Origin of the sequence: Vibrio sp. 10N.261.46.A3 (assembly GCF_041472995.1) — a bacterium.
Classification (GTDB): domain Bacteria; phylum Pseudomonadota; class Gammaproteobacteria; order Enterobacterales; family Vibrionaceae; genus Vibrio; species Vibrio coralliirubri.
This window is the reverse complement of the sequence record NZ_JBFRRH010000031.1, coordinates 55,539-81,077: the sequence shown is the minus strand read 5'-3', so window position 1 is coordinate 81,077 and position 25,539 is coordinate 55,539. Positions and strand designations below refer to the sequence as shown.

Here is a 25,539-nt window from a genome sequence, read left to right as displayed (position 1 = left end):
ACTGATAATAATTTTAACTATGTGTTTAGGACGTCCTGCTATGGCTAAGAAAATAATATTCATTCATGGTCGCGCTCAAAAGCCCGATAAAGCTTCCCTTCAAGCACTCTGGTACGAGGCTATAGAACATGGCTTACAGCGAGATTGTGGAGACTCAAGTTCGTTACAAGCTTTTAAAGATGTCGATAAACGGTTTGTCTATTACGGTGAACTATCAAACACATTGTTAGACAAACCAACGGAAGACCCTGCAAGTCGTCAGCAAGCGTTGTCTGAACTCAAAAAGTACAAGACAAGCCAGTTCAATAAAACAACGTATAACAAGGTATCTAAAATTGGTTTTCTGAAAGAGGCGTTAGCAGATACTTTTTCGTCACTATTTGGAAAGCTGGGAGTGGCTGAGACACTCATAACCAAGGTCGCGCCGGATATGGAGCATTATTGGGATGAAGATACCTATTTTGGCAGCGATGTCAGGCATAGGCTCATGGTTGAACTGAAGGAAGCGCTTGATAATCAGGATGATGTGATGATTGTGTCGCACAGTCTCGGGTCGATGATCAGTTATGACGTGTTATGGAAGTTGTCTCATTACGGAGAGTATAGACACGACTATGGTGCAGGCAAGAAGGTCAACTTATTGCTTACGCTCGGGTCACCGTTAGGCGATGAAAACGTAAAAGATAGGCTAAAAGGGAGTCGCTTGAAAGATGAGAAGAAGTACCCTTTAAACATTCAGCAATGGATAAACATATCGGCAGAAGATGACTTTATCTCTCATGACAGCAAAATTAGAAATGACTTTAAAGATATGCTCAAACTGGATCTGATACCCGGCGGAATGAAAGATATCCACCCGATTTATAACCTCAATATTCCAACGGAAAAAGCAATCCGCACGCTTCCATCGGTTATCTCATTAACCCTAAATTCATCACAGTATTGGACGAATGGCTCTCGAGTTGATTTGGTTTACCATCGCCAATTACTTCGGTGATCGTTCGTTGAAACTTAGATAAAACAAGGCCTCGCGCGCGCGAGGCCTTTTGTGTTCTGTAGAGCGAATCAAAGTGGTAGATACACTTGAGAATCGGCTGAAAATCCCCTCCTAACCTCCCCTTGGTTTACATCTCCAACTTCTTGCTGGCAACGAGAAAGGGGAGGAACTGAATACCGATCGTTGCCAGTGTAGCTGTATGTTCAGCGACAAATAATAATCTCCAATGAATCTCTCAAATAAGTAAAAGCTCTCTGAATACTTACCAATCTCAAGAAATAACATTCTGAAAACGATCGTGTAACAATTCATTAGCGAGTTGTATTGTCTCTGTGTTCTTTTTCTTAGTTGCATATCGTTACCAAGCTCAGAACATACCATTATTTTTGAGGACCTGAATATGAACGGAAAACTAATAACGGCTTCATTCATGCGCGATCATATTCAAGACTTTCTTTTCGAATAGGCGGCTTAAATGACTCTCTGGCTTAGGCTTTTAACATCGCGGAGCTCATTCACGATGTTGGTTATCATCGCTATCGCGTCAGTGATAGCGAATACTGGATGGCGAGTTGTGATGAATAACTTCGCTGTCGATACTGTTGGTATGACCGGTGCTGATGTGGGGGTATTGCAAAGTGTTAGGGAAATCCCAGGCTTGCTTTCATTTACTGTTTTGTTTCTGTTGTTCATCGCGTCAGAACAAAGAGTCGCGGTATTGTCGGTTGCAACATTAGGGCTAGGTGTTGCAGTAACGGGGTATCTGCCTTCGATCTATGGCTTCTATTTCAGCACGACGATCATGTCTATTGGTTTCCATTATTTAGAAGCGGTGAACAAATCACTCTCAACACAATTGTTAGAGACCGAGAACTTTAGTGAATCAATGGGGAAAATCCGCTCTGCCGCCTCTTTTTTCTCGATGGTGACTTTTCTAGGCATTATGGTCGCGAGCTATCTGTTTGATGTTTCAGATAAGGCTATTTTCTTTAGTTGTGGAGCAATATGTTTCTGGCTTGCGGTCTATTTGGTTACGTTCCAAGATACTCACACAGAGGTTAAGCAACACACCAAATTCATTGTCCGACGAGAGTACACGACCTATTACATTCTTACCTTTTTGAGTGGGGCAAGAAGACAGATCTTTGTGGCATTTGCTGGCTTACTTATGGTGACCAAGTTTCAGTATACGATCGCGATGATGGCCGCTCTGTTTATGGTCTCCAGCTTAGCTGCGATGCTTGCTCTACCTTATGTGGGGAGATTTATCGATCGAGTAGGAGAGAGGCTAGCTTTGATCATTGAGTATGCCGCGTTAGTGTTGGTGTTCCTATCTTACGCATTTGTGGATGATCATTATGCGGCAGCAGGACTGTATGTTATCGACAGTATCATTTTTAGTTTTGCGATAGCTTTAAACACCTACTTTAAAAAGACAATTAGGGAAGAAGAAGTGGCTTCAACGGCGAGTTTGTCATTCACTATCAACCATATTGCAGCGGTGTTCTTACCATTTTTGTTGGGAATCATCTGGATGTCTGGTTATCAATGGGTGTTTGTTACAGGAGCAGTGATTGCTTTGATTAGCCTGTTTGTGTCGTTGACTATGGGCACACAGCTTCATCAGCGAATTAATGGATTCGATAGGCTACAGAACTAATAGCGACACTCATTTATCTCACTGATCATTTCCCATTGTTAGCACAACTCAGCAATTCAACATTACTCTGGTGAAAGCTTTGAAGCCAGTGAAGTAGGGTGCTGTCGTTGTTAAAGGGTAGCTGTAACGGTTCGTTAGAACACTGAGGTCTCGCGATTGCGGGGCCTTCTTGTGTTCCGAGCAAAACTCAATTTCTCCCACGCTCTACACTTGATAGTGATAGAATCCCCGCATCAGAACTATCGAGAATCTAGGTATTTATAAACAATGTTTATCCATCATGTGAACGGCATCGACTGGCTGGTGATTACAGCTTTTGAAGAACTGAAACCGATGTTTATCGAAGATGCTGGTCCTATCCCGTCTTACTTCTCTATTAGCAGTGAATTAAGCCTGATTGATCAAGCTAAGCGCAGCTGTGGTTTTTTGCCGACACTTCGTGGCGTCATCACTGATACTGGCACGTACCAAAGTAAGGATCTTGAAGAAGATTTGAACCCACAACTGGCGTGTATCGTTGAGGGCAGAGGGCGTGTTTTCATTTATCACGGCGACTACGTGGCTTTTGTCGATGACGAGCAAACCTTCATTACCCGAATGAATTAAAGCCAGTGAAGTAGGGCTATTAACCCTTGATAGAAAAACTAAGGCCTCGCATGTACGAGGCCTTTGTATTTCTATCGAAGTTAACGATTAATCTAGCTTAACGAAAGCTTGGGATAATCGCTGGAATCCCTGGTAGAAGGCCAACCAACGCCATGACACTTGTTAGCACAATAAACATAATGCCTGGCAGCACCCAACGGCTCATCTTGCTCAGTTCGCTACTACGTTCTTTACAGCCAACTAAGCCTAAGTTGTCCAACAGCATGGTGAGAGCCCAGCCAAATGCAGGGTTAACGAGCGCTGAAGAAAATACAACAATCGCTGCCGACTGTGTGGTTTTTCCTTCACGCGTCATTTCCATTCCTGCTTCTAGCAATGGTACAAATACCCCAACAATCAGCGCAACACACAGTACAGGTTGCCAGATAGCTAAATCCATCGGGTAACCCCAAACTGCGGCGATGATACAGAACAGTGCCGTTAGCAAAGCGCCCGCAGGAATAGGGCGTTTAGCAATCGCTGCTGGTACGATGTAAGTACCCCATGAAGACGTAAAGTTAGTACCACCAAGCAGAGAACCAAACGTTTGACGAATAGACGCAGTGGTCATGGTGTCATCAATGTTCATGTGTACTTTTTCGGTGCGTTCTGGGTAGCTGATCTTTTGGAATACTTGATGCCCTAAGAAGTCTGGTGACCACATCGCAACCGCAAGAATCGCGAACGGCAGTACTACCATGAAGTGCTCAATCGTCGGTAGACCTAGCATCCAACCTGTATCTTCTCCCCACCAATACATAGGGTTCATGTTAGGTAAGCCTGGCTCAGTGTGGAAAGCGAATGGGGCACCCATGGCAAATGCAATTGTACCACCCAGCAAGCAGCTAAGAGGTACCGCTAACCAACGCTTACGGAAGTGCTCCAATAGCGCGTATAGAATAATGGTGCAAAAGATCACAACAAAAGCGATGTGGCTCATGCCGATTCCTTCAGCCCAAGCGAATAGCTTTTTCACTTGAGAAGCGGTTCCCACAAAGCCAAGGTAGAGTAGCAAGCCGCCACAAACGCCTTTACTGGTGAGGTTGGCTAACATACTGCCACCTTTACTGATGGCTAAGAGTAAGCCAAAAGCGCCAATCAACAGGCCAAACGCCATAGGATGGCCACCTGCTGCAACCACAATCGGAATCAAAGGGATAAGTGGGCCGTGTGTCCCTGCGAGGTTTGCAGTCGGCAATAGAAAACCAGAGAAAAGGATGATGAAAACAGAGGCGATGAGGAGTTCATAACGGACGTTTTCTAGAACAAAATCTTCATTTAACCCGAGAGCCCCCGCAAAGGTGGCTGCAATCGCGCCCACCATAACCACTTTGCCAATGGTCGCGGCCATCGCTGGGATGGTGTCTTCTATCTCAAATCGATAATCTTTAAACGGCAAATTTGGACGCCAGCGCTTAGGCGACATGATTTGCAATTCGTGCTCTAGATACTGTTCTCGGGATTCAAACTCTGAGCTTGGTTTATGTTGTTGTTCATAGGTGAGTTCATCCTCATTGGCTTGAGGCTTCTCTGTTTGTATATGTGCGGACTCTAAAGTAGTGCTCATTTTGATTCCTTTCGTTCACACTCTAAGGTGTGTTATTCCAACAAACGTTGTTGACTCACGCAGAAGTGCAAACAATGCGTCAACTTATAATTAAAAATTCATTAACATTTAGTTGTTAGTACCTTATACCAAACCAAAAAAAACAAATAGACTCAGTCGGTTAGACATTAGTCGTAGGGTGAAGGTGCTAGAATGAAAGACTGTAAGTTAGGTGGGGCAGTTTATTGGTAGGGGATGAGCTTTATTGGTAATAAACGAATATCCAACAAGAAATGCTTGGTGCTAAAGCGGCAGATAACGTCCACCAATCAGTGCTTTCTGACGTTTTGGAGGGTGGATGGTGAAACACCCTTCAACGTTGTTCAGTCGTCTGAGACCAAGGTATACGCTAGAAGATAATTTTTACTATCCCAAAATGAAGATGTTCACCAACGACTTTAAGCCTTTTCAAAGCATTACACAGCGTACAGTTATACGAGGTGATATAATTTTTGCCTAAAGCTTTGAAGAGCTAATGAATTAAAGGATTGATACGATGGCAAAAACGATCTCATTGGTACTTGGTAGTGGTGGCGCAAGAGGCTTGGTTCACGTAGGAATCATCCGCTGGTTAATTGAGCATGGCTATCAGATCAAATCCATCTCTGGCTGTTCAATTGGCGCACTTATCGGTGGTGTCTACGCTGCGGGCAAGTTGGATGAATTTGAAGAGTGGGTCACCAGTATCGACCAATCGGATATGGCTATGATGTTGGACTTTTCATGGCAATCGAGTGGTATGTTCAAAGGCGACAAGATCATCGACACACTGCGTGGACTGATCGGCGAGATTTCAATTGAAGATCTGCCGATCCCTTATACCGCCGTTGCCGCTAACGTCGCCGATGAAAAAGAGGTTTGGCTGCAATCAGGCTCTCTGTTTGATGCCATTCGTGCCTCTATCTCTTTGCCATTGTTCTTCACGCCTCATGTCATCAATGGCGAAGAGCTGATTGATGGCGGAGTGCTTAATCCCGTGCCGATTGCGCCTACCTTTGGTGACAACACAGACTTTACACTAGCTGTGAACTTAGGTGGTGAACCTGAAATGCTTCAACAGGAAGTGATACCGGTTTCCCTGCCAACGAAAGAGAGCAACCTCCACGAGAAGGTCGTTCACTTTATCGATAACCTCGGTAGCAGCGTAAAAAGTAAAATGAGCTTCAATTTTGCGGCCTACGATATTGCTAACCAAGCCTTTGATGCGATGCAATCGACCATTGCTCGCCAAAAACTGGCCGCTTACCCTGCCGATATTACGCTTGAGCTCCCACGCAATGCATGTGGCACTTTAGAGTTTGATCGCTCACAAGAGATGATAGACAGAGGCTACCACTTGGCACAGGCTAAACTGGGCAATCGACTTTAATGTATTTGCAGCTGAATGAAGGTAACTATGGAAACTGAACTCAAACTATCTGAACTCAAAGTACTGGTCACAACAAAAGATGTCATCGTGCTTACCAGCATCGAAGTGCCTGCTGTATCTTGGCTGATAGATTGCTATCAAGAGAATGCTGATATCAAAATTATCGAGAACGCACACCAGCTAGATACTGAGGCGATTTTGGCGCAATGTCGAAGTAGCCTTAGTGAAAGTAAAACGGTGATACTCACCGCGCAGTTTCGTAGCCAGCTGCCTATCATCAATATCGCTTCACTGTGTAATGAGAAGCGCAAATCATTGATCAATATTGAGCTATCAGGCTGGGATGAAGACAAACGCGTTCCTCATTCTTACAGTAGTTTCTAGCTTATATTTGTTGCTAGCTTATATTTGTCGCTAAGTAACTGCAGTTTTTAGGTAACCGACAGCGTCTCTATAACCAGAACAGTTCAACACAAGGTTGATCAAAGCGGTTAAGTTAGTGAAGTAGGGTAGTTGTATCGAATCAGGAGTAGCAAAAGCCTCTTGAGGTTTTACTTGTCTAAATTGTGCTTAATTATTTGTTCCACCACACCATTCATCGTCCTTGAGCTAATCTCCGGTTTCAAATACAAGGAATGATACTCAACTCCTGTTCGGTCTATATAGGCTGCTTGTAAGCCAGCGGATAGCGCACCATGAGTGTCCCAATCATGAGTAGCGACAAGACGAAGGTTTTCGACAGGCTCTTTTAAAGTGTCTGCTGCAAAGTTATACACATCTGAATTGGGTTTGAAACTGCCTGTTTCTTCAACGGAAATGACGGTGTCGAAATAATCTTCTAAGCCCGAGTTCTTGATTTGAGAAGTGATGAGATCGAGGGATGAGTTGGAAAAAGCGACGGTTTTAAACCCGTTCTCGCGCAATTTGAGCAAAGACGCTTTGATATCTGTGTGCGGTGGTAGATTGGCAAAAGAAGCTAACAAGGCACCTTTATTTTCCGCCGTTAAATCACACTTGTACCGTTGTGCAATAGCGTTGAGCGCTGCATTCGCTAATTCAGAAAAAGTAGATTTTACGTTTGTTGCGATGCAAACTGTTGAAGAGTGTAAAAGCTTTGAAAACCAAAGCGATAGTGCATCCTCGCTGCCAAATACTGCTTTAAACTTAGGCTGTAATGACTCCAAATTTAAAACCGTTTCGTTTATATCAAACAGTATCACTTCTTTTTTCATGCAAAGCCCCCAGATTTAATTGAATTTTATGCTTACATAATCTGCTCTGACGATATGGTTTTCAACCTCGATTCAAGTAACTAAAGCTTTGCTCTTTAATTTGAAAAGAAGCTGGAATGCGTCAACGACAACCCGCCAACTCAAATCTGGCGTTGCTTTATGAGTATCATGCAACGCCAAATCTGAAACGATTTAGCTTAATTTGCGGCTTCTATGGTGCCTTTGAAAGTGCTGTCTAAAAAGTCATTGATCTCTTGTGAGTGGTAAATTGAGATAATCTTTTTATACGTTTCATTATTTTTGTCTTCTTCTCGCGTCGCTACAACCATCACGGCTAAAGGTGCGTCTTTTTTCTCTAAGTAAATGCCTTGTTTCTTAGGATCGAGTCCAGCCGACATCACATAGTTCATGGTGATTGCAGCAGCATCTACATCGTCAAGAGAGCGGGGTAGCTGCGCGGCATCCGCTTCAACAAATCGAATGTTCTTCGGGTTGCTAACAATATCGTTTAAAGACGCGTTGAAACCAACGTTGTCTTTTAATGAAATCAGCCCGGCATCTTCAAGCAGTAATAGTCCACGCCCGCCATTGGTTGGATCGTTTGGAATCGCGATTCGAGCGTTTTCGGGAATAGAATCAAGCGAAGTGTACTTGTTCGAGTAAACGCCCATACGCATCAAAATTGAACGTCCGATAGAAACTAACTGGCTATCGTGATTGGCATTAAAGTTATCGAGGAATGGCTGATGCTGGTAACTGTTCAGTTGGATACTTCCATCATCTAATGCTGCGTTAGGGGTGATATAGTCTGAGAATTCAACGAGTTCAATGTTAACCCCTTGCTTTGCTGCTTCTTTGGCAACAGCTTGTACAACTTGTGCATGTGGGCCAACTGTCGCCCCAATCTTGATGACAGCCTCGTCTTTTTTTCCACATCCTGTTACACCGAATACGAAAGCTAATGCCAACAGGGATGCTGTGAATTTTTTGTAGCTGTTCATGATAACTCCATTTAATAAATAAAAGACATGTAGACGTCTAGCTGTCTATATTATCTATTTGCGCGATCGGGTCAATAGGTTTGTTTGAAGCGAAGTTACATTGATGAGCGGTTAAGTCAGTGAATCAACGAGGCTTCTGTACGTGAGACTCGACCGACAACCCCCTTCTAACCCCCCTTGGTTTACATCTCAAACCTATTGTTGGTAATGGGAAAAGGGAGGACCTGATTACCGACCAACAAAGGCCTCGCGAGTGCGAGGCCTTTTGGGTTTTGTAGGGAATAGGGCAGTCACTCGGAATCTAAAGAAAACGGGTTCAGTAAAGCTAACTATTAAGAAAGCTTTTGGTTAAAGAACTCAAGTGTACGTTTCCAAGCTAACTCTGCTTCTTCTTCAGCATAGCGGCCAGTTGAATCGTTATGAAAGCCATGGTTCACGCCGTCATAGATGTAAGCGGTGTAGTCTGCTTCGTTCTCTTTGAGTTCGGCTTCATAGTCTGGCCAAGTCGCGTTTACGCGTTTATCGATTCCTGCGAATTGGATGAGCAAGGGGCCTTTTACGTTCTTTCTTAAATCTGGTGCGGCAGGAGTACCATAGAATGGAACGCCCGCATCGAGTTGCTCTGGCATTACCGCAGCCAACATATTTACGATATAGCCACCGAAGCAGAAACCGACTGCGCCTAGCTTGCCGTTACTTTTTTCATGGGACTTCAAGAAGTTTGCCGCTGCGATAAAGTCTTCTTCGATTTTCTCTTTTGATAGCGACTTCTGCATCGCTCTACCTTCGTCATCATTACCTGGATACCCACCAAGCGAATAGAGTGCATCAGGTGCAAACGCAATAAACCCTGCCGCTGCGAGTCGTCTTGCAACATCCTTTATGTATGGATTGAGGCCTCTATTTTCATGAATGACCAATACAACAGGCGCATTGCCCTCTAACTCTTTGGGTACCACCAAGTAGCCATAGCCTTCGCCGTGTCCTTTAGGTGAAGGAAACTTCTCGTAAGTTGCTTTGATGGAAGGATCATTGAAAGAGACTTGCTCTGCCTGCGCATAATTAGGAATCAATGCAGAAGTTAGCGTCGTCATGGTTAAGCCAAGTACAGCTAGCCCAGATAGACGAGCCATAAACTCTCTGCGATCAATCAAACCATGTGCATATTCGTCGTACCAATCAAATGCTTCTTGAGGGATAGATCGAGTCGGGGCTGATTGAGATTCGGTATTTTGATTCATAACTTTTCCTTGTTGTGAGTTGTTTGACCAATCAACTATAGTGGAAAATTTAATATAATTGAACGATCGCTCAATTTCTTTTGAGCTATTTGTTATATCAAAGTACAAAAATTAGATGACAGTCCGATAAAATGATCACTTCGAATCGATTCCCATCGCTTTGGTTTGTTTTCGGAGGAATTCAATACAAGGTGATTTGAGGGTTAAGTCAGTGAAGTAGGGTGTGATGATTATCTGTTTTTAGGGAGGTTCTAGCGCTAAGTTGGGCACATCAGAACTAGGTTTATTTGCCACAGACATGGACAAGTACGTTTCAATGCAAAACGCTTGATTTTACTCTGGTATACTCTTTCCCATAGGGATTGCCTTAGCGTTATCAGAACCTTCTTGATGAGAGATAAAAATAGATGTTGAAACTTTTGCGTCAGATAGAAAAATGGAAACTTGTAACGTTTGGCTTATTGATGCTCATTGCCGCTTTTTTTATCTACAACCAGTTCGGGAACCGTATGTCCCGTGTCGACGAGGCAAAATTTCTAATCGGGCAACTTAATACTGTTTTGGATGCCGCTGAGCAATATTCTCGTGATAATGGCTCTTTGCCTCCAATCACTTTCGATACCGACACGAACTTCGGCTACTTAAACATCAATCACTTAATTGAAAATCCGGGCTTATCAACATGGCAAGGGCCATATCTACCTTATGACGATACATGGATAGGGGGCGATCAGTACATCGACCATCCAGATTACATAGCAACGCAATTACTGCTTAAGGAAAAGGATAGCCTTTGGGTAAGAGGAAGCTCCGAGACCGGTTGCGAATCGTCATCATCCACTTGCTCTGTTGCAGCTTGTATCTGGTTGGTACCAACAAAAGTCGCACAAGAAATTAATAAGATTGTGGACGGCAGTTCGAGCATAGAAAATTCTGATGCGACAGGAAAAATACGTTACGACAAAGCTTTTGGCGGCGCACTTATCTGTATGATTGGAGATGATTATCCAATGCCATCAGCACAGCAAAATTAAGTCGTGTCTAATTATCTCACTGGAAGCTTGGTTTTCGTTTTTACCTGCCCAAACGCGAAGCTGGATTCAATAGAGGCAATATTGGGCAGGCGAGTTAGTTGTTTGCGGATGAACTGCTCGTAGCTTTTGAGCGACTCACTGACGACATGCAATAGGTAGTCGTGATTGCCTGTCATCAAAAAGCACTCTAACACCTCATCAATCGCTTCAATGTGATGCTCAAAGTCGCGCATGTTCTCTTCTGTGGGCTTTTCAAGTTTCACCAACACAAACACATTGACTGGCAGGCCACATGCTTCTTGGTCGACACTGGCGTGATAGCCGCGAATAATCCCTTGTTTCTCTAATGCTCGAACTCGACGCAAACAAGGAGAGGGTGACAGTGCCACACGATCGGCCAACTCTTGATTAGACAGCCGAGCGTTGTTTTGAAGTTCAGCCAGTATTTTCTTGTCGATCTCGTCCATTAGTATATCCCATCAATATTCAAGTCTATTTGGCAATATTATTGCTCAAAGTGTATGTCTTACTTCGCAAATAGCAATTTTTAACATCTGCGTAAAACTAGAATTAAAGGAGGAACAACAAGCATGGAATGACTTAGGAATTATGAATACATCAACTCAACTTAGCCCGCTGCGAAAAACCACCAAACACGAACAAGCAGAAGCCCTTGCCATTGAGCAAGCAAAGCATTTTGGTATCGACCCAAACAGTGATTACGGCGTCACGCTGATTGAACTGGCGACGACACTGTACCAAGCCAATACCAAGACTCACGACCTTTGGGCATTGACCGTTGATGGACTTTCAGAACTCGACAAGAGTGACCGAATCGCTTGGTTTAACGCCAAACGGTTTTTGTCATTCCAGATCGCGAAGATCCTCGACAATCTGCAAAACCCAATGCGTGCCACTTACCAATCTATTGCCACCAATAATGGTAATTTTGCCTCAAAAGGCGCGTATCCTATCTTCGATAATGTCGCTGCTATATTTTCTGCAAGCCCTGTGATTACACGTACCGCGACCTATTTGTTTGCGTGTACAGAATGGATTGAAGATGCGTTTAACGGTAAAGAGCCGCTGCACGATATTTATTCTCGCCTGCTTAATCCGACATCGATTTCATTAGCTAACCACATGGTTGACCTTGAGGCTGGTTCTAGAGCCAACGAGTACCTCGCATGGAACTTTAACTCGGGGATGGCGGCCATTGATGGGTTGTTGAGCCATTTACTTGGGCATGAAGACATTGTGTTGGCCTCGCGCAATATTTACGGCGGTTCCTACCAACTGTTGGAAGATTGGTTTGGAAAACCTTCGAATCTGAATGTCGCGGTAGAGTGGGTGGATGGTTACTCCGGAGATGAGTTTGCGTCTCGACTTGATGAGGTTGCTGAAAAATACGCAGACCGCCTCGCCGCGGGTAAGAAGATCTATGTTTACCTTGAGTCACCGTGTAACCCGCATGGGTACGTGCTAGATGTTGCGAGTATAAGTAAAGCTGGTCACTCTCGTGGTTGGGATGTGATTGTTGACTCGACAGTGGGCACGCCTTTATTACATCCAGTACTGAAACGTGATGATGCGATGGAAAGACCTGATTATGTGATTCACTCTTATACCAAAGAACTGGCGGGTTCTGGCACCACAACTGCCGGGGTTGTGATTGGTCGCAATGAGACTATGTTTGTGCCAAAAGGAGAGGAGGTCACTTTCACCAAGCCCAACGGTGATGAGGCCAAAATCCCATGGAACGAAACCCTGTTTTGGAATGTGTACTACATTAAAGGCGCATTCTTAGATGCAGACAAAGCGTTTGAAGTGCTTAACGGCATGAAAACTTATGAGATGCGCGTGGTGCAGAAAACCATTAATACACTGACTCTCGCGAAGATCTTTGATGCTCACCCAGACATCAATGTTTCGTGTCCTGCTTTGCCAGACAGTGACAACTATCAACACTGCCAGAACAACATGTACTTGGGGCTACCAGCGGCGCTTTTCACAATCGATATGGAAGGTAACGGCGACCGTGCGCCAATCAATCGAGATGGGTTTAAACAGTTCTTCGACATGCTTGAGCCCGCTATCGGCATGCAAGTGAGCTTAGGGCAAACCAACACCGTGGCCTTGTGCCCAGCCCTGACCACGCATTCAGAACTCAGTGATGAAGCGCTCAATGAAGCCGGTATCAAACCGACGACAATGCGTATCTCTATCGGGTTGGAAGATCCTAGAATGTTCATTGCTCATATTGTCGAGGCCGCTAAATTATCGATTGACCGTAAGCACGTCGATTTCTCATCCAGCTTCCCGAGTGGTGACAATATCGATGAAATCTATATGCAAACCTATATGGATGTACACCAGAGGTTTGTGAAAAGCTTGCCGAAGTTCAGTCAGTTGAGTCAGTAACTTAGGTCAGTAAGGAAAGTTAACAAGAGAAGTCAGCGAAGTAGGGTAGCTGTAAACGTTAAATGAAAAACGTAAGGCCTCGCACGTGCGAGGCCTTTTGGGTTCTAGGTAGCGGCATAAACCAATCCAGAACAAATCCAAGGATAGTTTTTACTGACGAAAATGAGCAGGTATTTACTTATTATGCCTAAGTAGATTTACTTTTGGTAAAGCAAAGCCACGCACCAACCGCAAAGGTTATATGACACAGTGCTAGTAACGCTAATAATATTTGTATAATAATACTATTAATATTTCAATAAACTACAGGAATGAGTATGAAATCAATTCTATGTTTTGGGGACTCTAATACTTGGGGTTGCTCACCTGATTTACCACGTAGGTATAATTCTGAAGAACGCTGGACGATGCTGCTTCAAAAAAAACTACCTGAAGGGTATGTAGTAATTGAAGAAGGGCTAAATAGCCGAACTACAGTTTTAAATGACCCTTATGAACCTGGAAAAAACGGACTAGATTACCTTTTACCGTGTATCGAAAGTCATCATCCAGACCTAGTCGTATTGATGTTAGGGACGAATGATTTGAAGTCTCGATTTAATTTGACTGCTAGTGATATATCCAAAGGTTCAGCTCGACTTGTTCAATTGATAAAAAACTATCAGCACAGTTTCATGGCGAAGCCGCCCGAAGTTTTGTTAGTGTCGCCTACGCATGTTCTTGAAGTAAACCCGTTGAAAGAGGGTTTTGCGAACGCGGAGCCTAAATCAAAGGAGCTTGCCTATTACTTCAAGCTTCGTTCTGAAGAGCTTGGCTGCCACTTCTTCGATGCGGCAAGTGAAATTAAACCTTGCCCAGATGAGGGTATACATTGGCAAATTGAACAACATAAGAAATTCGCTGAGATATTAGCTGAACGTATCCCAACCATATTGTAAAGGTTGCAGCTTAAGTTATTCTCTACTTTCAGTAATTAGCTTTAATTCAGTTGTGAGAGTAAACACAGGAACGGTTCATCCTTATACGGAGTGTTCGTTTACTCTCTCGTGAATCTAAATAGTAATTCAGAGGTGGATAAAGCGTTCGATTACTATTTAGGCTGGTGGCCTGTCTTTTTCGCGAGCTCTTGCATAGCCTCGGCAAACGTAGTTGTTCCGCCTTTCGCTTTAACCTGAACCACCTTATATCCTTGGCTTTCCAGCGCTTGGCGCTCTTCTAAAACGGCTTTGTCATCTGGCTGACTGCCTTGCACAGGCTGATGAATGTAACACCCTTCTAATTGACCATCTTCGACCAGTTGGTGGTGTTTCAGTGCATTGATATCAAAATTCATAGTAAGTCTTTTCGCTTTAAATGGAGAGTCTCTGTGGCAAAGGCCGCGAGTCTTTATAATTTTATGGTTTGTACAATAGGCATTTTAACCATAAGAAGCTAGTTCAAATTAAGCAATCCAATGGAATGTAACTGGGTGCGGCTTACTTCTTCAATCTCCTATTGATCGTAGCGAAGGAAAGGGGAGGAACTGAATGCGAACGTTACAATACACCCTTATCTGACCTTTTCGCTCAACCACTGAGCGAAATCGGTACAAATCATAAACCTTTCCAAATGTGGAATCCTCACTTCTTTTATTGGCTCTATTTTCCATTTGTGAATGGTTATAACCTAGTTTTCGTAGACAAGAGAATCGAATAAGCCGTGAGCGCGGCGCTTTATAACGAATGAAAACTAGGCACAAGCATGAACGAAAATTTTTATAGATACGCAATTTACACTGTTTTTTCAGCGGCAGCATTGTTCTCCGCTTTTTTAGTCACCTCAGATAATGTTTCCCCTTTTACCACTCAAGCGACTTTGTATCGTAACGTAGCGACCATTGCGCCAGAAGTGTCCGGTGTGATTACCGATGTCATGGTTAGTAATGGCGAGTTGGTTGAAAAAGGGCAGCCATTATTTGCTATCGATGCCAGTAGCTACCAATTGAAAGTGGCACAAGCGCAAGCCGAACTGCATCAAGCGCGTGATTCTGACTCAGCGAAATGGCAGCAATTAGCAGCAGCGAAACAAACACAAAGCCAACGAGAGTTTGAATATCACAATGCGAAACAGAAACTCGCACGTAACCAAAAACTGCGTAACAAAGGGCTCGCGACGGAACAAGATCTTGATGATGCAATCACCAATACACAAGTTGCGAGTAGTGCGGTTGAAGCTGCGAACGCGGAAGTGAAACGCATTGAGGTTGAGTTATCGACCCAAGACCGCACAGCGGCCATTGAATTAGCAGAAGCAAAACTTGCCAGTGCGGAACTGGATTTAGGCCACACACAAGTCGTCGCGCAAACGGAAGGTGTCGTGACCAACTTACAATTGCAATCGGGCAGTTATATCACTCAAGGTACTTCATCATTGCTGCTGGTGGATGAAGCTCATGCGTGGATCAGTGCGGACTTCAATGAGAAAGGCATTGATAAGCTAACTAATGGCCGCGAAGTTTTGGTCTCTTTTGATGCGCTACCGGGCCAAGTCTTTACGGGGGAAGTGAGTAGCCAAGAGCGTGCGATTTACGACACCAATAATGCCAATGGCAAGTTGTCTAGCGTGACCAATGATACGCGTTGGATCCGTGAGCAACAGAAAGTACGTACCCGCATTAGCGTTAATGAACTGGATCCTTCGATGATCTCAGGTTCACGCGCGAGTGTGATTGTTGAAAGCGGCAATCCAATAATGCACGTTATTGGCTCGGCTTGGATTCACTTGGTTTCAACATTTCGCTACATCTACTAGTAGGAGATGACGATGTGGACATTTGAAAACACTGCACAGGGTCAATCTCAACGTAATGAAGCGCTGCGTGTTGCACTTACTGTGACGATTTGTATGGTGTTGGGAAAGCTACTAAACCTAGACTCTCCCGTTTATCTGGCGTTGTATCCAACCATCATCATGACCAAGAACAAAGATTATTCTTGGCTTGGCCTGATCCGTACTTTGTCACCGACTTTATTGGCAGCAAGTACAGCGCTGGTGGTGACTGAGGTATTTTCACAGCATCCGTTTGTGGTGTGGACCATTAGCCTGTTCTTCTTCGACTTTATGCGTCGTCGAGCCAATACGCCAGCGAAGAAAGGTAAAATGTTGATGCCAACCTTCAACTGGATTTTGATTGTGGTGTTTGCTCAGCACTCCACCATGGATATGCCGATGCGCATTCATGAAATTTTAGTATCCATGTTGATTACCATGGTAGTAGCAAAAACCATGGTGGCTCTGTTCCCTGTTGAGCAAGGAAACAAGCCTCCTGTATTTAAAGAACAGCCAGTCACATTTGAGAGCAGAGCCATTTCACTCGCATTGATTGGTCTTGGTTTGGCATTCTTGATGATTGTCGACATCATCTCAGCAACGTTCTGCATGGTTCCAGTGATTGCTGCTGCAACTCAAACCACACACAAAAGCTTTATTGACGTGGTTGACCGCCGTTTTCAAACTCAAGTAGGCGGCTGTGCAGTAGCCGTGGTGTTCACCTTGTTGATGGCAGGGCATCAATCTACATTCGGTTACTACACCATAGTGTTGGGTTTATTTGCCTTTATGATCACCGCATCAATGGCCAAAGCGAAAGGTTCAGCCAGAGACGTTCATGCCGATGCATTATTGGCGACCATGCTGCCGATTCAGTTGTACATGACCAGTAGCAATTTGGGGTTGGAAAGTACCTTCCTACGCGCTTGGGAGCTCACTGTAACTTTGTTTGTGCTGTGGGCTTTGTGTCATTTTGTTCGTAAGCCTAATGGTGAAGAGCCGGCACTCGTTCGCTAATAATCAAATCCGGCCAACCGATTATGGTCTGATTTGATTGCGCCTTTCATAAAATTAAAAAATGCTTTTACTCTGGCTGAATCTTCTAAATCTTTATGAGTCATCATCCATAGGTCTGTATTTTGGTGCATCACTTCCACATCTACTCTGTGCAGAGTTCCCTTACTGTTACCTAAAAAGCAGGGTAAGTAGGCTAACCCCATCTGATTTTCAGCCGCGATGATCAGGGGCTCAAAAGAGTCGGCTTTCATGACAATTTTGTCTTCCGAAATCAGTTCAGAAACCTGTAGCGAAGCACTGCCTCTATGCATCATTAACCAAGATGCAGACTTTAAGGGGTGCTTACTCTTAAGGCCATTTATATATTCTGGCGATCCGTAAACACCAAAGGCAATTTTACTTAACTTGGTCCCAACTAAATGGGCTGGCAACTCATTTGCCGGGCGAATCGCGATATCTGCATCTAGGTGTGAAATATCCAATTGACGAGATGTGAGGCTGAGTTCTAACTGAATTTTTGGATAAAGCCGATGAAAAGCAGCCAAATGAGTACCCAGAATGAGGCGAGATAACGCATCGGTCGTCGTTATTCTTAGCGTACCTTCTAGCTTCAATTCCTGTCCAAAAACCTTGTGCTCCAATTCTCTTACTGTGGATTCGATAGCGAGAGCTGACTCCAGAAGCTTTTGCCCTTCAACCGTTAGTTTGTATCCGGTAGGAAGTTTATGGAAAATTCGTAATTTGTGACGATACTCAAAGGTGTCAATACGACGTAAAACGGTGCTGTGGTTTACACCAAGTGCTCTTGCCGCGGCCGACAGGGATCCTTCATTCGCCACTGTTAGAACATATTGCAGGTCATCCCATCTTATGTTGTGCATTTGCGCATATCCAACGTGTTCAATTAGTGAGTTTACCAAAAATTTAGCACAGCTATAGTTATCTCAACAAGGCAACAAACAGAACTGAAGTTCAAAGTATGCACTGATGGCACTTTTAATCTCCCACGCATTGAGCTTCAAAATTGACAATCAGGAGAAAGAAAATGTTAAAGAAAAATCTACTTATCGGTCTAGCGAGTCTTCTGGCTTTTTTTCAATTCACTCCAGCCTTTGCAGATGAAACAAAAGCCGTCGATTCAGCAAAGACACTAGAAACAGCTCAAGCATTCTTATGGGCGGCAGGCTCTGGTGATATGGAAAAACTAGAAGCATTGATGGCTGATGATTTTGTCTGGCGCAACGAAGGTGACGCCGACATCCCTTGGATCGGTAACTGGGAGTCAAAAGAAAAAGTGCTCAACACTTTCTTTCCTCTATTTGGCGCAGGTTTGAAAGTCACAAGCTGGTCAACAGACTATAGTTTTGTAAACGGCGACCAAGCAGTATTCATGGGCAGCATGAGTGCCATTGCGAATGAATCTGGTGTAGACACGGGTAAATTCAGCTGGGCGGTTCGAGTTCAGGTTGAAGATGGCAAAGTGAAGAGTTGGAACTGGTTTGAGGATAGCTACGCAGTATCTAAAGCTTATCACGCCAAACAGTAACCACAGTGACCAATTAGGTTGTAAAAGCTCGATATTCTACAGAGGTATATCGAGCTTAACTTGGTTTTGAATAGCGACGCGATGGTCGAGCCGATTCAACAATCCGGCAGTTAAAAGGATACCTGAAACTATCTTCATCAGGGTTTTCAGCGAACGAGCCAAATAACGTACTTTGGCACTATTAAGTTTGGAGCAACTATTATGAGCAATAAGCTAGCAAATGCGACTAATCTGTATTTGGAAGGTATCCGCGATGGTCATGCATTAGAGGCGGTAACGAAGTACACTGGTCAACGTTATACTCAACATAGCACTGGGGTACGCAACGGTATTGATGGTTTTGTCGAGTTCTTCGAACCCTTCTTAAAACGTTGCCCTGTTAGAGACATAAAGATCATACGCTCAATCGTCGATGGCCAATTCGTATTTGTTCAAGCATTCCAAGATATTAATAATGGCGAATATAAGTGGGTGACTACGGATTTATTCGATACCGATAATGACGATAAAATTATTGAACATTGGGATGTAATTTCTGCCTTCGAAGCTCAACCAACGGAAGGGGAAGGTCGGCTGCAAGGGCCAATCAATCATACTGACCTAGATAAAACAGAAGAGAATAAAAACCTTATCCGTGATTTTTTATGTGATGTCATGGTACTAGGGCAGAAAGACAAGCTATCAAAATACCTCCAGCACGAGGAGCTAGCCGTTTATCAAGCCTCAGATGTGAGCCCTTTGGAGAGTTATATTGGTGGCTATGACCATGTGTTTAAGATTGTCGGTCAAGGTAACTTCGTAGCAGCTTACAGCCGAGTTATTGAACATGGCCTCGAGGTTGCGCGTTTTGATCTATTCCGAGTTGAGGGCGGTCAAATTAAAGAGATATGGGTAAACCAAGAACCCGTGCCACCAAAAGCAGAATGGGTAAATGGCGGGAAATTCTAGAGTCGCTTTAAGGGGATGGCTCGGTTATCGGCTTATGAGAGGTGAGTGTGAAAGACCTTCACTTACCGCCAAAATAGTTAAGCGAATACGCCGCACACTTTGGCGTATTCGCTATCGGATCTTCAATGAGTTTGGCTCTTTGAATTCGCCCCAAACAGCTAATTTAACGAACTTAGATAGTCGACTAACGCTTGTTGGTCCTGAGTATTTCGCAAGCCTGAGAATCCCATATATGTACCTGGAATTAGAGCCTTAGGTGATGCAATAAATTGCTTTAACAGTGATTCCGTCCAAACCTTATGGCTGCCAGAAAAATCGATGATGGCTTTAGAGTAATTGTTATAACTGTCATCTGAAGCCACTTTACGACCAACAATTGAATTCAAATTGGGAGCCGTGGTTGAGCTGTCTGAATGACACAAGCTACATTGTGAGTAAAGCTGGCGACCTCGATCTACACTATTTTTCGGTAAGTTTTGATCGCCAACTGCGGTATATTTGTTGCGAATACTGAGTAGAGATTGAGACTGTTCATCTGTTAATGATGCTCGTACTTTGAGCATGGCCATCGCTTGGCTCCAGGTCATGCTGGCTTCAACCTTTCCGACCTCACGACCATATCTGAGTACATTTTCGGTCTCAATCGATTGACCATTTTGTGCGACTTCTAAGTTGCGCATTAGCTTTCCGCGTTGCTCGATAAAACGATTAAACTCATCAATATTACTTTGGGCAGCCTGTTCCAGTACCTTTCGTTGATCTGCAGTGAGTAATGACATTACCTCTTTAGATACTTGGCCTCTTTTAACTCCGTGATTAGAAGCTATTCTTAAGCTTACAAAACCAAAGTGCTGGCTAGGTTTTCCCACTACCTCGAAGTCATTAAACGCTTCACTACCTGTAGACCAACTTAAGAAGCGAGCGGCGAGGTTGGTTAGCTCTTTTTTGTCATTTTTATTGAGTTTAATCTTTGGCTTAGAGTTACCTTTTGCTAGCTCTTGACCTTTTCCGTTGAGGTGAGCATGTCGAATAGCGTCGAGCTGCTGTTTCTGTTCTGCCGTTAAAGTCTGGATAATCTTGCCAAAGGCTTCAGCGATTATTTGGCCTAGCTGGGCTTCATGCTGACCATAGCGCTGCCCAAGCTCGAGGAATTCTTCTTCAGAGATGCTCTCTCCGATTAATAACCCTTCTAATGCTCTGTTCATGGCAAATCGGCTTTTTGCAACTTTCTCAAAAGGAGTTTTTTGTTGTTCAAGCAACGCTAGCAAAGTGTTTCGTTGCTGAGAGTTGAGGACAGATAAAGTTTGCTTGGCAACTTGGCTTCGAGAAAGGCTATGTCCACTTGCCACGCGCAAGCCAACAAAACCAAAGTAGTTAGCCATGCGACCAACAGACATATAGTCATTATTAGATGAGCTTCCCGTTAGCCAAGACAATGTTCTTGAAGCGATTGCATCGGTAAGCGCTTTTTCATCGACTTGCTCCCGAGTGATATCACGAATCATGTCGCTATCTTTTGCCATCACTACGGACGACGACGCCAATAATGCTATCGCTAAAACAAACCGAAAAATGCGCATCCTTGCTAACCTTACTTGTTGTGTGTGTTTAACTTCTTGAATCTTAGCCAACATGTTTTGTGATGGAAGAATATTTACACTGTTTTACAACTCGGCTTAACGCTCAACAATGCAATCGCGCCCTTGAGATTTTGCGTCGTATAGGGCGTTATCCGCTCTTTTAATTAATGAAATCCAGTCATCGTTTATGAGAGCCTGAGTCACTCCAATGCTGACAGTATACGTGCCAGAAGAGAGCTCTTGATTGGAGTTGTGTTTTGCGTGGTTCCTTATTCTTTCAGCTATCTGCATTGCTTGAACTTTATTCGCTCTAGGTAACATGACAACAAACTCTTCTCCACCATAGCGAAAACAGAAATCGCTTGTGCGGCATGTATCTTCAAGAATTTGACCAAAGTGCTTAATCACATCATCTCCCTTGTCATGACCATAGGTATCATTAATTTTTTTGAAGTGATCTAGGTCGGCCATCAGCACAGAAATGTCACTCTCTCGGCCTGGTTGAACAAGCTTGGGTATCAGTTCTGCTAGGCCTCTACGGTTATAAAGGCCGGTTTGTTCATCAGTGATCGATGAACGATAGGTCTGCTTCAACAAACGCTCAGTTAAGATCCAAAACACTGAAAATGCGAGGCTAACAATTGTGATTGTCATGATAACGAAAGACAATTTATGAATATCTGATATCAGGTAATAGTTCGAGTTCGTTCCTTTGGTATGAGCAAGTACGCCCCTAATTGCCATATAGAGAATGTTGATAAACAGGGTTAGGTTCAGCAGGCACTTTGCTTCTCTGTTATCGTGCTTTTCCCCGGAATAGTTTGCACATAGGGCTAAGATACATATCGTCACAACGAGAATACTTCGAGCCTCGATCCTAGAAGTAACAGAAGGCGCAATTAGAGCGCTATAAAGGAAGAAGCTAATGCCAAGGGAGCTAATGATGATTGATATTACGAGAAAAGATCGACTTGCTCCTCGTAACACGGTTATGCCGACGAGTAGTAAACCAAAAGCCGTTGCGTATGCACCATTGGAAAGAAAAACGATGGATACTGAAGATTGAGTAACGCCGAACGAAAGTGGGGTAACACTGGCTCCTAACAGCAAAGCAGCATAAGCAATATAATTCACCCCTAACGTGGTGCCTGCGAGTATATATTTATGCGTTAACAACATAGCGCTCGCAACCGTGGCTGCTAACAAAGAGGTATATATAGCTAAGGTGTGAACATCCATGAAATCACCAACAACGTAAAAATGAACTCTCTCAATTCAGTATTGCGCAATATGTATTATGAATGCTTAGTAGTTAATCATTATTAAACCATATGCTGATGCAGATCAATTTTTGCTTAGGTGCATTTGTAAGCGTCGGGCAAGCGTTGGGCAAGGTACGAGTTATTCCAGACTCCAACCTTGGCTTTGTTATACTTTTATTTTAAATTCTCTAAGCCCGATGTATCGACGCCTTTTAAGGTGTCTTTTGCTACTTCATCTAAATCTGTCGTTGTCGATTTTTGTGGATAACCAGCAGCGGCACCTTTACCGATCGCTGTTGCTTCCGCTTGTAGCTTTTTCCCCTCAGACTCACCCGCGATCCAGCCTTGTTTGTAGTCACTGTCTGATTCAAAGCGCTTCCCATCTTTTATGTAGTTTTCGAAGCTATTGCCGCTTTCTTGCATGCCGCTATGCCTACCATCGTGAAAGCCCTGTATGTAAGAGGTGTTGTGACCACTCTCAATCAAAGCACTATCACTTGTTCCGCATCCGGACAAAATAAAAACTAATAAGATTAAAAACAGTTTATTCATGCTCAAAGCCTCGGAACTCAGTCGTCTAAATGATAAGAATAGACCAAGATCATCTCGCAAAGGCATAACCGCTTTCTAGGCAGGAAAGCTTGTTTGAGAATCATGATATTCAAAACTTGAGAGAGTAGAGTTACTACTGCCTTATCAGATCTAGAACGATAGAAAATCACTGGTCGGTAATTTGCTATCAAACTCAGAGTGAATATTCGTTGTGTATATTGGAAAACTTAAAATTTAAAGATCAAGGCGAGAAGACTTATTGCTTATTTGAACGGTTAGCGATAAAACTCAATATCACGACCGCAATACTAAAGCCCACAACACCCATCCAACCCGCACGTTCAAATGCCTGAATTCCCACAAATGAACCAAACGCACCACCGAGATAGTAGCCAAGCATATAAATTCCGTTGATACGACTTTGAGCTTGTGGGTCAATTGAGAATACGCGTACTTGGTTCGATACTTGAGCGCTGAATACCCCAAGGTCAATGAGAATGATACCGACGATCAATCCAACCAATGTGTCAGCGAAAAGCCCCGATATAACAAAACCAGCAGTAATAATAACTAACGCCATACTGATCATATTTCGAGATCCAAACTTGCTTACCAGTGACCCTGAAACTTTGGCACCAATTACCCCAGCAAGTGCAATAACACCAAACATTCCTGCCTGTTGTGCATTGTAATTAAACGGAGATTCACTGACATGCAGAGCTAACGTCGCCCACAGCGCATTGAACGAAGCAAACCAAAGCGCACCAGTTAAAGCGGAAGTACGCAGTGTCGCATGCTGCTTAACTAACGTGGCCATGCTCGCAACAAGTTTAAGGTAAGGTATTTTAGTTGTCGGTGTGTTCGTCGGTAAAAAAGCATACAGCAACACACCAAAGACCATCGCAATACTTGCTGACATCATAAATACCGCGCGCCATCCAAATTGCTCACCGATGAATCCACTGAGTGTACGCGAAAGCAAGATGCCCACAGTTAGGCCAGTCATTAACGTGCCAATGACTTTTCCTTTCGTTTCTGGAGTACTTAGTGACGCTGCAAATGGAATCAGCTGCTGCGTGATGTTGGCACTCAAACCAATCGCAAAACACGCAACAACCAAAGCCACTAAGCTAGATGCAGTAAACGCGACAAAAGATGACAACACCAACATGACAGACAAGATCGCTATTAGGCGTCTGCGGGGTAACGTGTCTCCTAAGGGCGATAAGAACAGCAGTGCCACGGCATAACCAATCTGACCGGCAGCTGGCACTGCGCCTAGCTGTTCGCTTGTTAACCCGAGCTCTGCGCCGATCTTAGGGAGGATAGGTTGGTTATAATAAAGGTTCGCAGCAGTTGCCGAGACAGCGCTCGACATCAGTAATAAACGTCCTGTGCTCAACACTTCTGTAGTCGATTTTGACATGGTGACACCTTAACTTTGGTTCATCGTTTTAATGAATGATTTTGATGAGCTAAGTCTAAGGTTAGCGGTTGAATAACAAAAATAACCATTTGATTTAAATTCTATACGAATCTGGTATAGATAACTTTCTAAGCCATGTTTTGTTGAATCGCCTTAATTTCACTCTGTACGACAGCAACAAATACTCTGGCCGTTGGGGATAGAGTGTGTGAATGGTGTGTCATCACTAATGGCATCTCTACATCCACAGATTCAAGGTTAACAAATACACAGCCCTCACTGCGTAAATCACGAATTGCATGCGGAGCGATAGAGACACCTAAGCCAGAAGAGACTTGGGTTAACACGGTTTGCATGTTGTTGGGTTGTTTTTTTATATTTGGAGAGAAGCCAGATAGGTCACATTGAGTAATGATGGAGTCAAATAATCCTACCGCTTGTTCTCGTTCAAATAAGATGAAAGGGTCTTGCTGAAGTTGTTTCATTTGAATGGTGGAGTATTTAGCCAGCTCGTGGGTGACGGGCAAAACAGCAACAAGCTTATCTGTATAGATCGTCACCGAGGCGTAATCATCAACAAGCAGGTTCGGCAGTGGGCGAGAGAAGCTAATATCGATCTCTCGTTTGTCCAGAGCTTCGATCTGTTCAGAAGCCGTCATCTCAACAAGATCAACATCAATATTGGGGTTTTCAGCAATATACTGTCGAACTAAACGAGGCAGAAAACTCAGAGTTGCGCCTCCAAGATAACCAATAGTTAAAGTGCCAATACAACCAGAAGAAGCTCGAATCGCGGACTGTTTTGCTTGTTCCGTTTGTTCGATGAGTCTAATCGCATCTTTAAGTAAGTGTTGCCCTGCGGCGCTAATGACGACTTCGCGAGATGTACGGAAAAATAGGCTCACTCCAAGTTCGTGTTCAAGGCTTGTGATATGGCGGCTAATGGCAGGTTGAACGGTATTCAACTCTTTTGCAGCTTTTGAAAAACTGCAATGTGTCGCGACAGCCACAAAGCTTTTTAGTACTTTGATTTCCATATAGCCTCAATATAAACCTAGGTGATAAAAAGCGCTAACCTGCGCCTATATTGCTCTTATTATCAATCACAAAGACCTTGCTAGCAAACCTTAGGATAATAACGCTTGCAAGGCTTTGGTTACTTGTGAGAGCGGGGCGATAATCCCACGTATTCAG

At 43.8% G+C, this 25,539-nt stretch carries 23 protein-coding genes and 1 pseudogene; 12 read left to right on the top strand and 12 right to left on the bottom strand.

The genetic code is table 11. From position 1 onward, the window contains the following. Nucleotides 1-40 precede the first annotated feature (40 nt). From AB4484_RS09195 to AB4484_RS09185, 3 genes and pseudogenes are all read left to right on the top strand, one after another. Nucleotides 41-966 (top strand): annotated as a pseudogene (locus tag AB4484_RS09195) (hypothetical protein). 551 nt (nt 967-1,517) lie between these two features. Continuing rightward, nucleotides 1,518-2,657, top strand: a complete 1,140-nt coding sequence (locus tag AB4484_RS09190) for an MFS transporter (RefSeq protein ID WP_372077687.1) — start codon at nt 1,518-1,520, stop codon at nt 2,655-2,657. A 267-nt stretch (nt 2,658-2,924) separates the two neighbouring features. Continuing rightward, entirely contained in the window at nt 2,925-3,263 is a 339-nt protein-coding gene (locus AB4484_RS09185; protein ID WP_048617429.1) for a hypothetical protein, read from the top strand. A 97-nt stretch (nt 3,264-3,360) separates the two neighbouring features. Here the strand turns inward: AB4484_RS09185 and AB4484_RS09180 are convergent, their stop codons facing one another. Next, the gene (locus AB4484_RS09180) at nt 3,361-4,869 is read right to left on the bottom strand and encodes a DUF3360 domain-containing protein (protein ID WP_050622006.1); all 1,509 of its coding nucleotides are present in this window, start codon (nt 4,867-4,869) and stop codon (nt 3,361-3,363) included. A 535-nt stretch (nt 4,870-5,404) separates the two neighbouring features. On the opposite strand from AB4484_RS09180, the gene AB4484_RS09175 reads away from it, so the two are divergent. Next, the gene (locus AB4484_RS09175) at nt 5,405-6,277 is read left to right on the top strand and encodes a patatin-like phospholipase family protein (RefSeq protein WP_372077684.1); all 873 of its coding nucleotides are present in this window, start codon (nt 5,405-5,407) and stop codon (nt 6,275-6,277) included. Nucleotides 6,278-6,304: 27 nt separating this feature from the next. Then, complete coding sequence (locus AB4484_RS09170; RefSeq protein ID WP_372077682.1) at nt 6,305-6,661, top strand: hypothetical protein; 357 nt, start codon at nt 6,305-6,307, stop codon at nt 6,659-6,661. Nucleotides 6,662-6,828: 167 nt separating this feature from the next. Here AB4484_RS09170 and AB4484_RS09165 read toward each other — a convergent pair whose 3' ends face one another. The 3 genes from AB4484_RS09165 to AB4484_RS09155 all read right to left on the bottom strand — a co-directional run bounded on the left by AB4484_RS09165 (nt 6,829) and on the right by AB4484_RS09155 (nt 9,751). Further along, on the bottom strand, nt 6,829-7,509 hold the full coding sequence (locus AB4484_RS09165) for a haloacid dehalogenase type II (protein ID WP_372077680.1): 681 nt from the start codon (nt 7,507-7,509) through the stop codon (nt 6,829-6,831). 197 nt (nt 7,510-7,706) lie between these two features. Further along, nucleotides 7,707-8,510, bottom strand: coding sequence for a MetQ/NlpA family ABC transporter substrate-binding protein (locus AB4484_RS09160; protein ID WP_372077677.1), 804 nt, complete (start codon nt 8,508-8,510; stop codon nt 7,707-7,709). Between the two features lie 332 nt (nt 8,511-8,842). Next, the gene (locus AB4484_RS09155; protein ID WP_372077675.1) at nt 8,843-9,751 is read right to left on the bottom strand and encodes a dienelactone hydrolase family protein; all 909 of its coding nucleotides are present in this window, start codon (nt 9,749-9,751) and stop codon (nt 8,843-8,845) included. Between the two features lie 407 nt (nt 9,752-10,158). Between AB4484_RS09155 and AB4484_RS09150 the strand changes: the two genes are divergently transcribed. Further along, a complete protein-coding gene (locus AB4484_RS09150; protein ID WP_372077673.1) occupies nt 10,159-10,785 on the top strand; it encodes a type II secretion system protein in 627 nt (208 codons plus the stop codon). Between the two features lie 11 nt (nt 10,786-10,796). Here the strand turns inward: AB4484_RS09150 and AB4484_RS09145 are convergent, their stop codons facing one another. After that, nucleotides 10,797-11,252 (bottom strand): Lrp/AsnC family transcriptional regulator, encoded by a 456-nt coding sequence (locus tag AB4484_RS09145; RefSeq protein ID WP_372077671.1) that lies wholly within the window; start codon nt 11,250-11,252, stop codon nt 10,797-10,799. Between the two features lie 142 nt (nt 11,253-11,394). Here AB4484_RS09145 and AB4484_RS09140 point away from each other — a divergent pair, with 142 nt between their 5' ends. Further along, nucleotides 11,395-13,206 carry a PLP-dependent transferase gene (locus AB4484_RS09140; protein ID WP_372077669.1) on the top strand — a complete coding sequence of 604 codons (1,812 nt, stop codon included), beginning with the start codon at nt 11,395-11,397 and terminating at the stop codon, nt 13,204-13,206. A gap of 317 nt (nt 13,207-13,523) precedes the next feature. Continuing rightward, nucleotides 13,524-14,144 (top strand): SGNH/GDSL hydrolase family protein, encoded by a 621-nt coding sequence (locus AB4484_RS09135; protein ID WP_372077667.1) that lies wholly within the window; start codon nt 13,524-13,526, stop codon nt 14,142-14,144. A 152-nt stretch (nt 14,145-14,296) separates the two neighbouring features. Here the strand turns inward: AB4484_RS09135 and AB4484_RS09130 are convergent, their stop codons facing one another. Continuing rightward, nucleotides 14,297-14,539 carry a hypothetical protein gene (locus AB4484_RS09130; protein ID WP_048611711.1) on the bottom strand — a complete coding sequence of 81 codons (243 nt, stop codon included), beginning with the start codon at nt 14,537-14,539 and terminating at the stop codon, nt 14,297-14,299. Between the two features lie 407 nt (nt 14,540-14,946). On the opposite strand from AB4484_RS09130, the gene AB4484_RS09125 reads away from it, so the two are divergent. Beyond that, on the top strand, nt 14,947-15,996 hold the full coding sequence (locus tag AB4484_RS09125) for an HlyD family secretion protein (RefSeq protein WP_372077665.1): 1,050 nt from the start codon (nt 14,947-14,949) through the stop codon (nt 15,994-15,996). Nucleotides 15,997-16,008: 12 nt separating this feature from the next. Continuing rightward, entirely contained in the window at nt 16,009-17,031 is a 1,023-nt protein-coding gene (locus tag AB4484_RS09120; RefSeq protein WP_372077663.1) for a DUF2955 domain-containing protein, read from the top strand. On the opposite strand, the gene AB4484_RS09115 is transcribed toward AB4484_RS09120, so the two are convergent. Continuing rightward, the gene (locus AB4484_RS09115; protein ID WP_372077661.1) at nt 17,028-17,912 is read right to left on the bottom strand and encodes a LysR family transcriptional regulator; all 885 of its coding nucleotides are present in this window, start codon (nt 17,910-17,912) and stop codon (nt 17,028-17,030) included. The two genes, AB4484_RS09120 and AB4484_RS09115, sit on opposite strands and share 4 nt — an antisense overlap. A gap of 164 nt (nt 17,913-18,076) precedes the next feature. Here AB4484_RS09115 and AB4484_RS09110 point away from each other — a divergent pair, with 164 nt between their 5' ends. Together AB4484_RS09110 and AB4484_RS09105 are read left to right on the top strand one after the other, a co-directional pair. Continuing rightward, nucleotides 18,077-18,577: a nuclear transport factor 2 family protein gene (locus AB4484_RS09110; RefSeq protein WP_372077659.1), complete on the top strand. Its 501-nt coding sequence runs from the start codon at nt 18,077-18,079 to the stop codon at nt 18,575-18,577. Nucleotides 18,578-18,778: 201 nt separating this feature from the next. Further along, complete coding sequence (locus tag AB4484_RS09105; RefSeq protein WP_248368117.1) at nt 18,779-19,525, top strand: nuclear transport factor 2 family protein; 747 nt, start codon at nt 18,779-18,781, stop codon at nt 19,523-19,525. Between the two features lie 158 nt (nt 19,526-19,683). On the opposite strand, the gene AB4484_RS09100 is transcribed toward AB4484_RS09105, so the two are convergent. The 5 genes from AB4484_RS09100 to AB4484_RS09080 form a co-directional block, all read right to left on the bottom strand. Next, complete coding sequence (locus AB4484_RS09100; RefSeq protein WP_372077657.1) at nt 19,684-21,105, bottom strand: hypothetical protein; 1,422 nt, start codon at nt 21,103-21,105, stop codon at nt 19,684-19,686. A gap of 96 nt (nt 21,106-21,201) precedes the next feature. After that, nucleotides 21,202-22,344 carry a diguanylate cyclase gene (locus AB4484_RS09095; RefSeq protein ID WP_372077655.1) on the bottom strand — a complete coding sequence of 381 codons (1,143 nt, stop codon included), beginning with the start codon at nt 22,342-22,344 and terminating at the stop codon, nt 21,202-21,204. Between the two features lie 197 nt (nt 22,345-22,541). Continuing rightward, the gene (locus AB4484_RS09090; protein WP_231625616.1) at nt 22,542-22,919 is read right to left on the bottom strand and encodes a hypothetical protein; all 378 of its coding nucleotides are present in this window, start codon (nt 22,917-22,919) and stop codon (nt 22,542-22,544) included. A gap of 256 nt (nt 22,920-23,175) precedes the next feature. Next, a complete protein-coding gene (locus tag AB4484_RS09085; RefSeq protein WP_048617394.1) occupies nt 23,176-24,345 on the bottom strand; it encodes an MFS transporter in 1,170 nt (389 codons plus the stop codon). 128 nt (nt 24,346-24,473) lie between these two features. Next, nucleotides 24,474-25,382, bottom strand: coding sequence for a LysR substrate-binding domain-containing protein (locus AB4484_RS09080; RefSeq protein ID WP_372077652.1), 909 nt, complete (start codon nt 25,380-25,382; stop codon nt 24,474-24,476). Nucleotides 25,383-25,539 lie beyond the last annotated feature (157 nt).

Excerpts from the sequence above, each read along its gene's own strand:
- AB4484_RS09190 (WP_372077687.1), top strand. The coding sequence starts at position 1,518 with ATGTTGGTTATCATCGCTATCGCGTCAGTGATAGCGAATACTGGATGG.
- AB4484_RS09185 (WP_048617429.1), top strand. The coding sequence starts at position 2,925 with ATGTTTATCCATCATGTGAACGGCATCGACTGGCTGGTGATTACAGCT.
- AB4484_RS09180 (WP_050622006.1), bottom strand. The coding sequence starts at position 4,869 with ATGAGCACTACTTTAGAGTCCGCACATATACAAACAGAGAAGCCTCAA.
- AB4484_RS09175 (WP_372077684.1), top strand. The coding sequence starts at position 5,405 with ATGGCAAAAACGATCTCATTGGTACTTGGTAGTGGTGGCGCAAGAGGC.
- AB4484_RS09170 (WP_372077682.1), top strand. The coding sequence starts at position 6,305 with ATGGAAACTGAACTCAAACTATCTGAACTCAAAGTACTGGTCACAACA.
- AB4484_RS09165 (WP_372077680.1), bottom strand. The coding sequence starts at position 7,509 with ATGAAAAAAGAAGTGATACTGTTTGATATAAACGAAACGGTTTTAAAT.
- AB4484_RS09160 (WP_372077677.1), bottom strand. The coding sequence starts at position 8,510 with ATGAACAGCTACAAAAAATTCACAGCATCCCTGTTGGCATTAGCTTTC.
- AB4484_RS09155 (WP_372077675.1), bottom strand. The coding sequence starts at position 9,751 with ATGAATCAAAATACCGAATCTCAATCAGCCCCGACTCGATCTATCCCT.
- AB4484_RS09150 (WP_372077673.1), top strand. The coding sequence starts at position 10,159 with ATGTTGAAACTTTTGCGTCAGATAGAAAAATGGAAACTTGTAACGTTT.
- AB4484_RS09145 (WP_372077671.1), bottom strand. The coding sequence starts at position 11,252 with ATGGACGAGATCGACAAGAAAATACTGGCTGAACTTCAAAACAACGCT.
- AB4484_RS09140 (WP_372077669.1), top strand. The coding sequence starts at position 11,395 with ATGAATACATCAACTCAACTTAGCCCGCTGCGAAAAACCACCAAACAC.
- AB4484_RS09135 (WP_372077667.1), top strand. The coding sequence starts at position 13,524 with ATGAAATCAATTCTATGTTTTGGGGACTCTAATACTTGGGGTTGCTCA.
- AB4484_RS09130 (WP_048611711.1), bottom strand. The coding sequence starts at position 14,539 with ATGAATTTTGATATCAATGCACTGAAACACCACCAACTGGTCGAAGAT.
- AB4484_RS09125 (WP_372077665.1), top strand. The coding sequence starts at position 14,947 with ATGAACGAAAATTTTTATAGATACGCAATTTACACTGTTTTTTCAGCG.
- AB4484_RS09120 (WP_372077663.1), top strand. The coding sequence starts at position 16,009 with ATGTGGACATTTGAAAACACTGCACAGGGTCAATCTCAACGTAATGAA.
- AB4484_RS09115 (WP_372077661.1), bottom strand. The coding sequence starts at position 17,912 with ATGCACAACATAAGATGGGATGACCTGCAATATGTTCTAACAGTGGCG.
- AB4484_RS09110 (WP_372077659.1), top strand. The coding sequence starts at position 18,077 with ATGTTAAAGAAAAATCTACTTATCGGTCTAGCGAGTCTTCTGGCTTTT.
- AB4484_RS09105 (WP_248368117.1), top strand. The coding sequence starts at position 18,779 with ATGAGCAATAAGCTAGCAAATGCGACTAATCTGTATTTGGAAGGTATC.
- AB4484_RS09100 (WP_372077657.1), bottom strand. The coding sequence starts at position 21,105 with ATGCGCATTTTTCGGTTTGTTTTAGCGATAGCATTATTGGCGTCGTCG.
- AB4484_RS09095 (WP_372077655.1), bottom strand. The coding sequence starts at position 22,344 with ATGGATGTTCACACCTTAGCTATATATACCTCTTTGTTAGCAGCCACG.
- AB4484_RS09090 (WP_231625616.1), bottom strand. The coding sequence starts at position 22,919 with ATGAATAAACTGTTTTTAATCTTATTAGTTTTTATTTTGTCCGGATGC.
- AB4484_RS09085 (WP_048617394.1), bottom strand. The coding sequence starts at position 24,345 with ATGTCAAAATCGACTACAGAAGTGTTGAGCACAGGACGTTTATTACTG.
- AB4484_RS09080 (WP_372077652.1), bottom strand. The coding sequence starts at position 25,382 with ATGGAAATCAAAGTACTAAAAAGCTTTGTGGCTGTCGCGACACATTGC.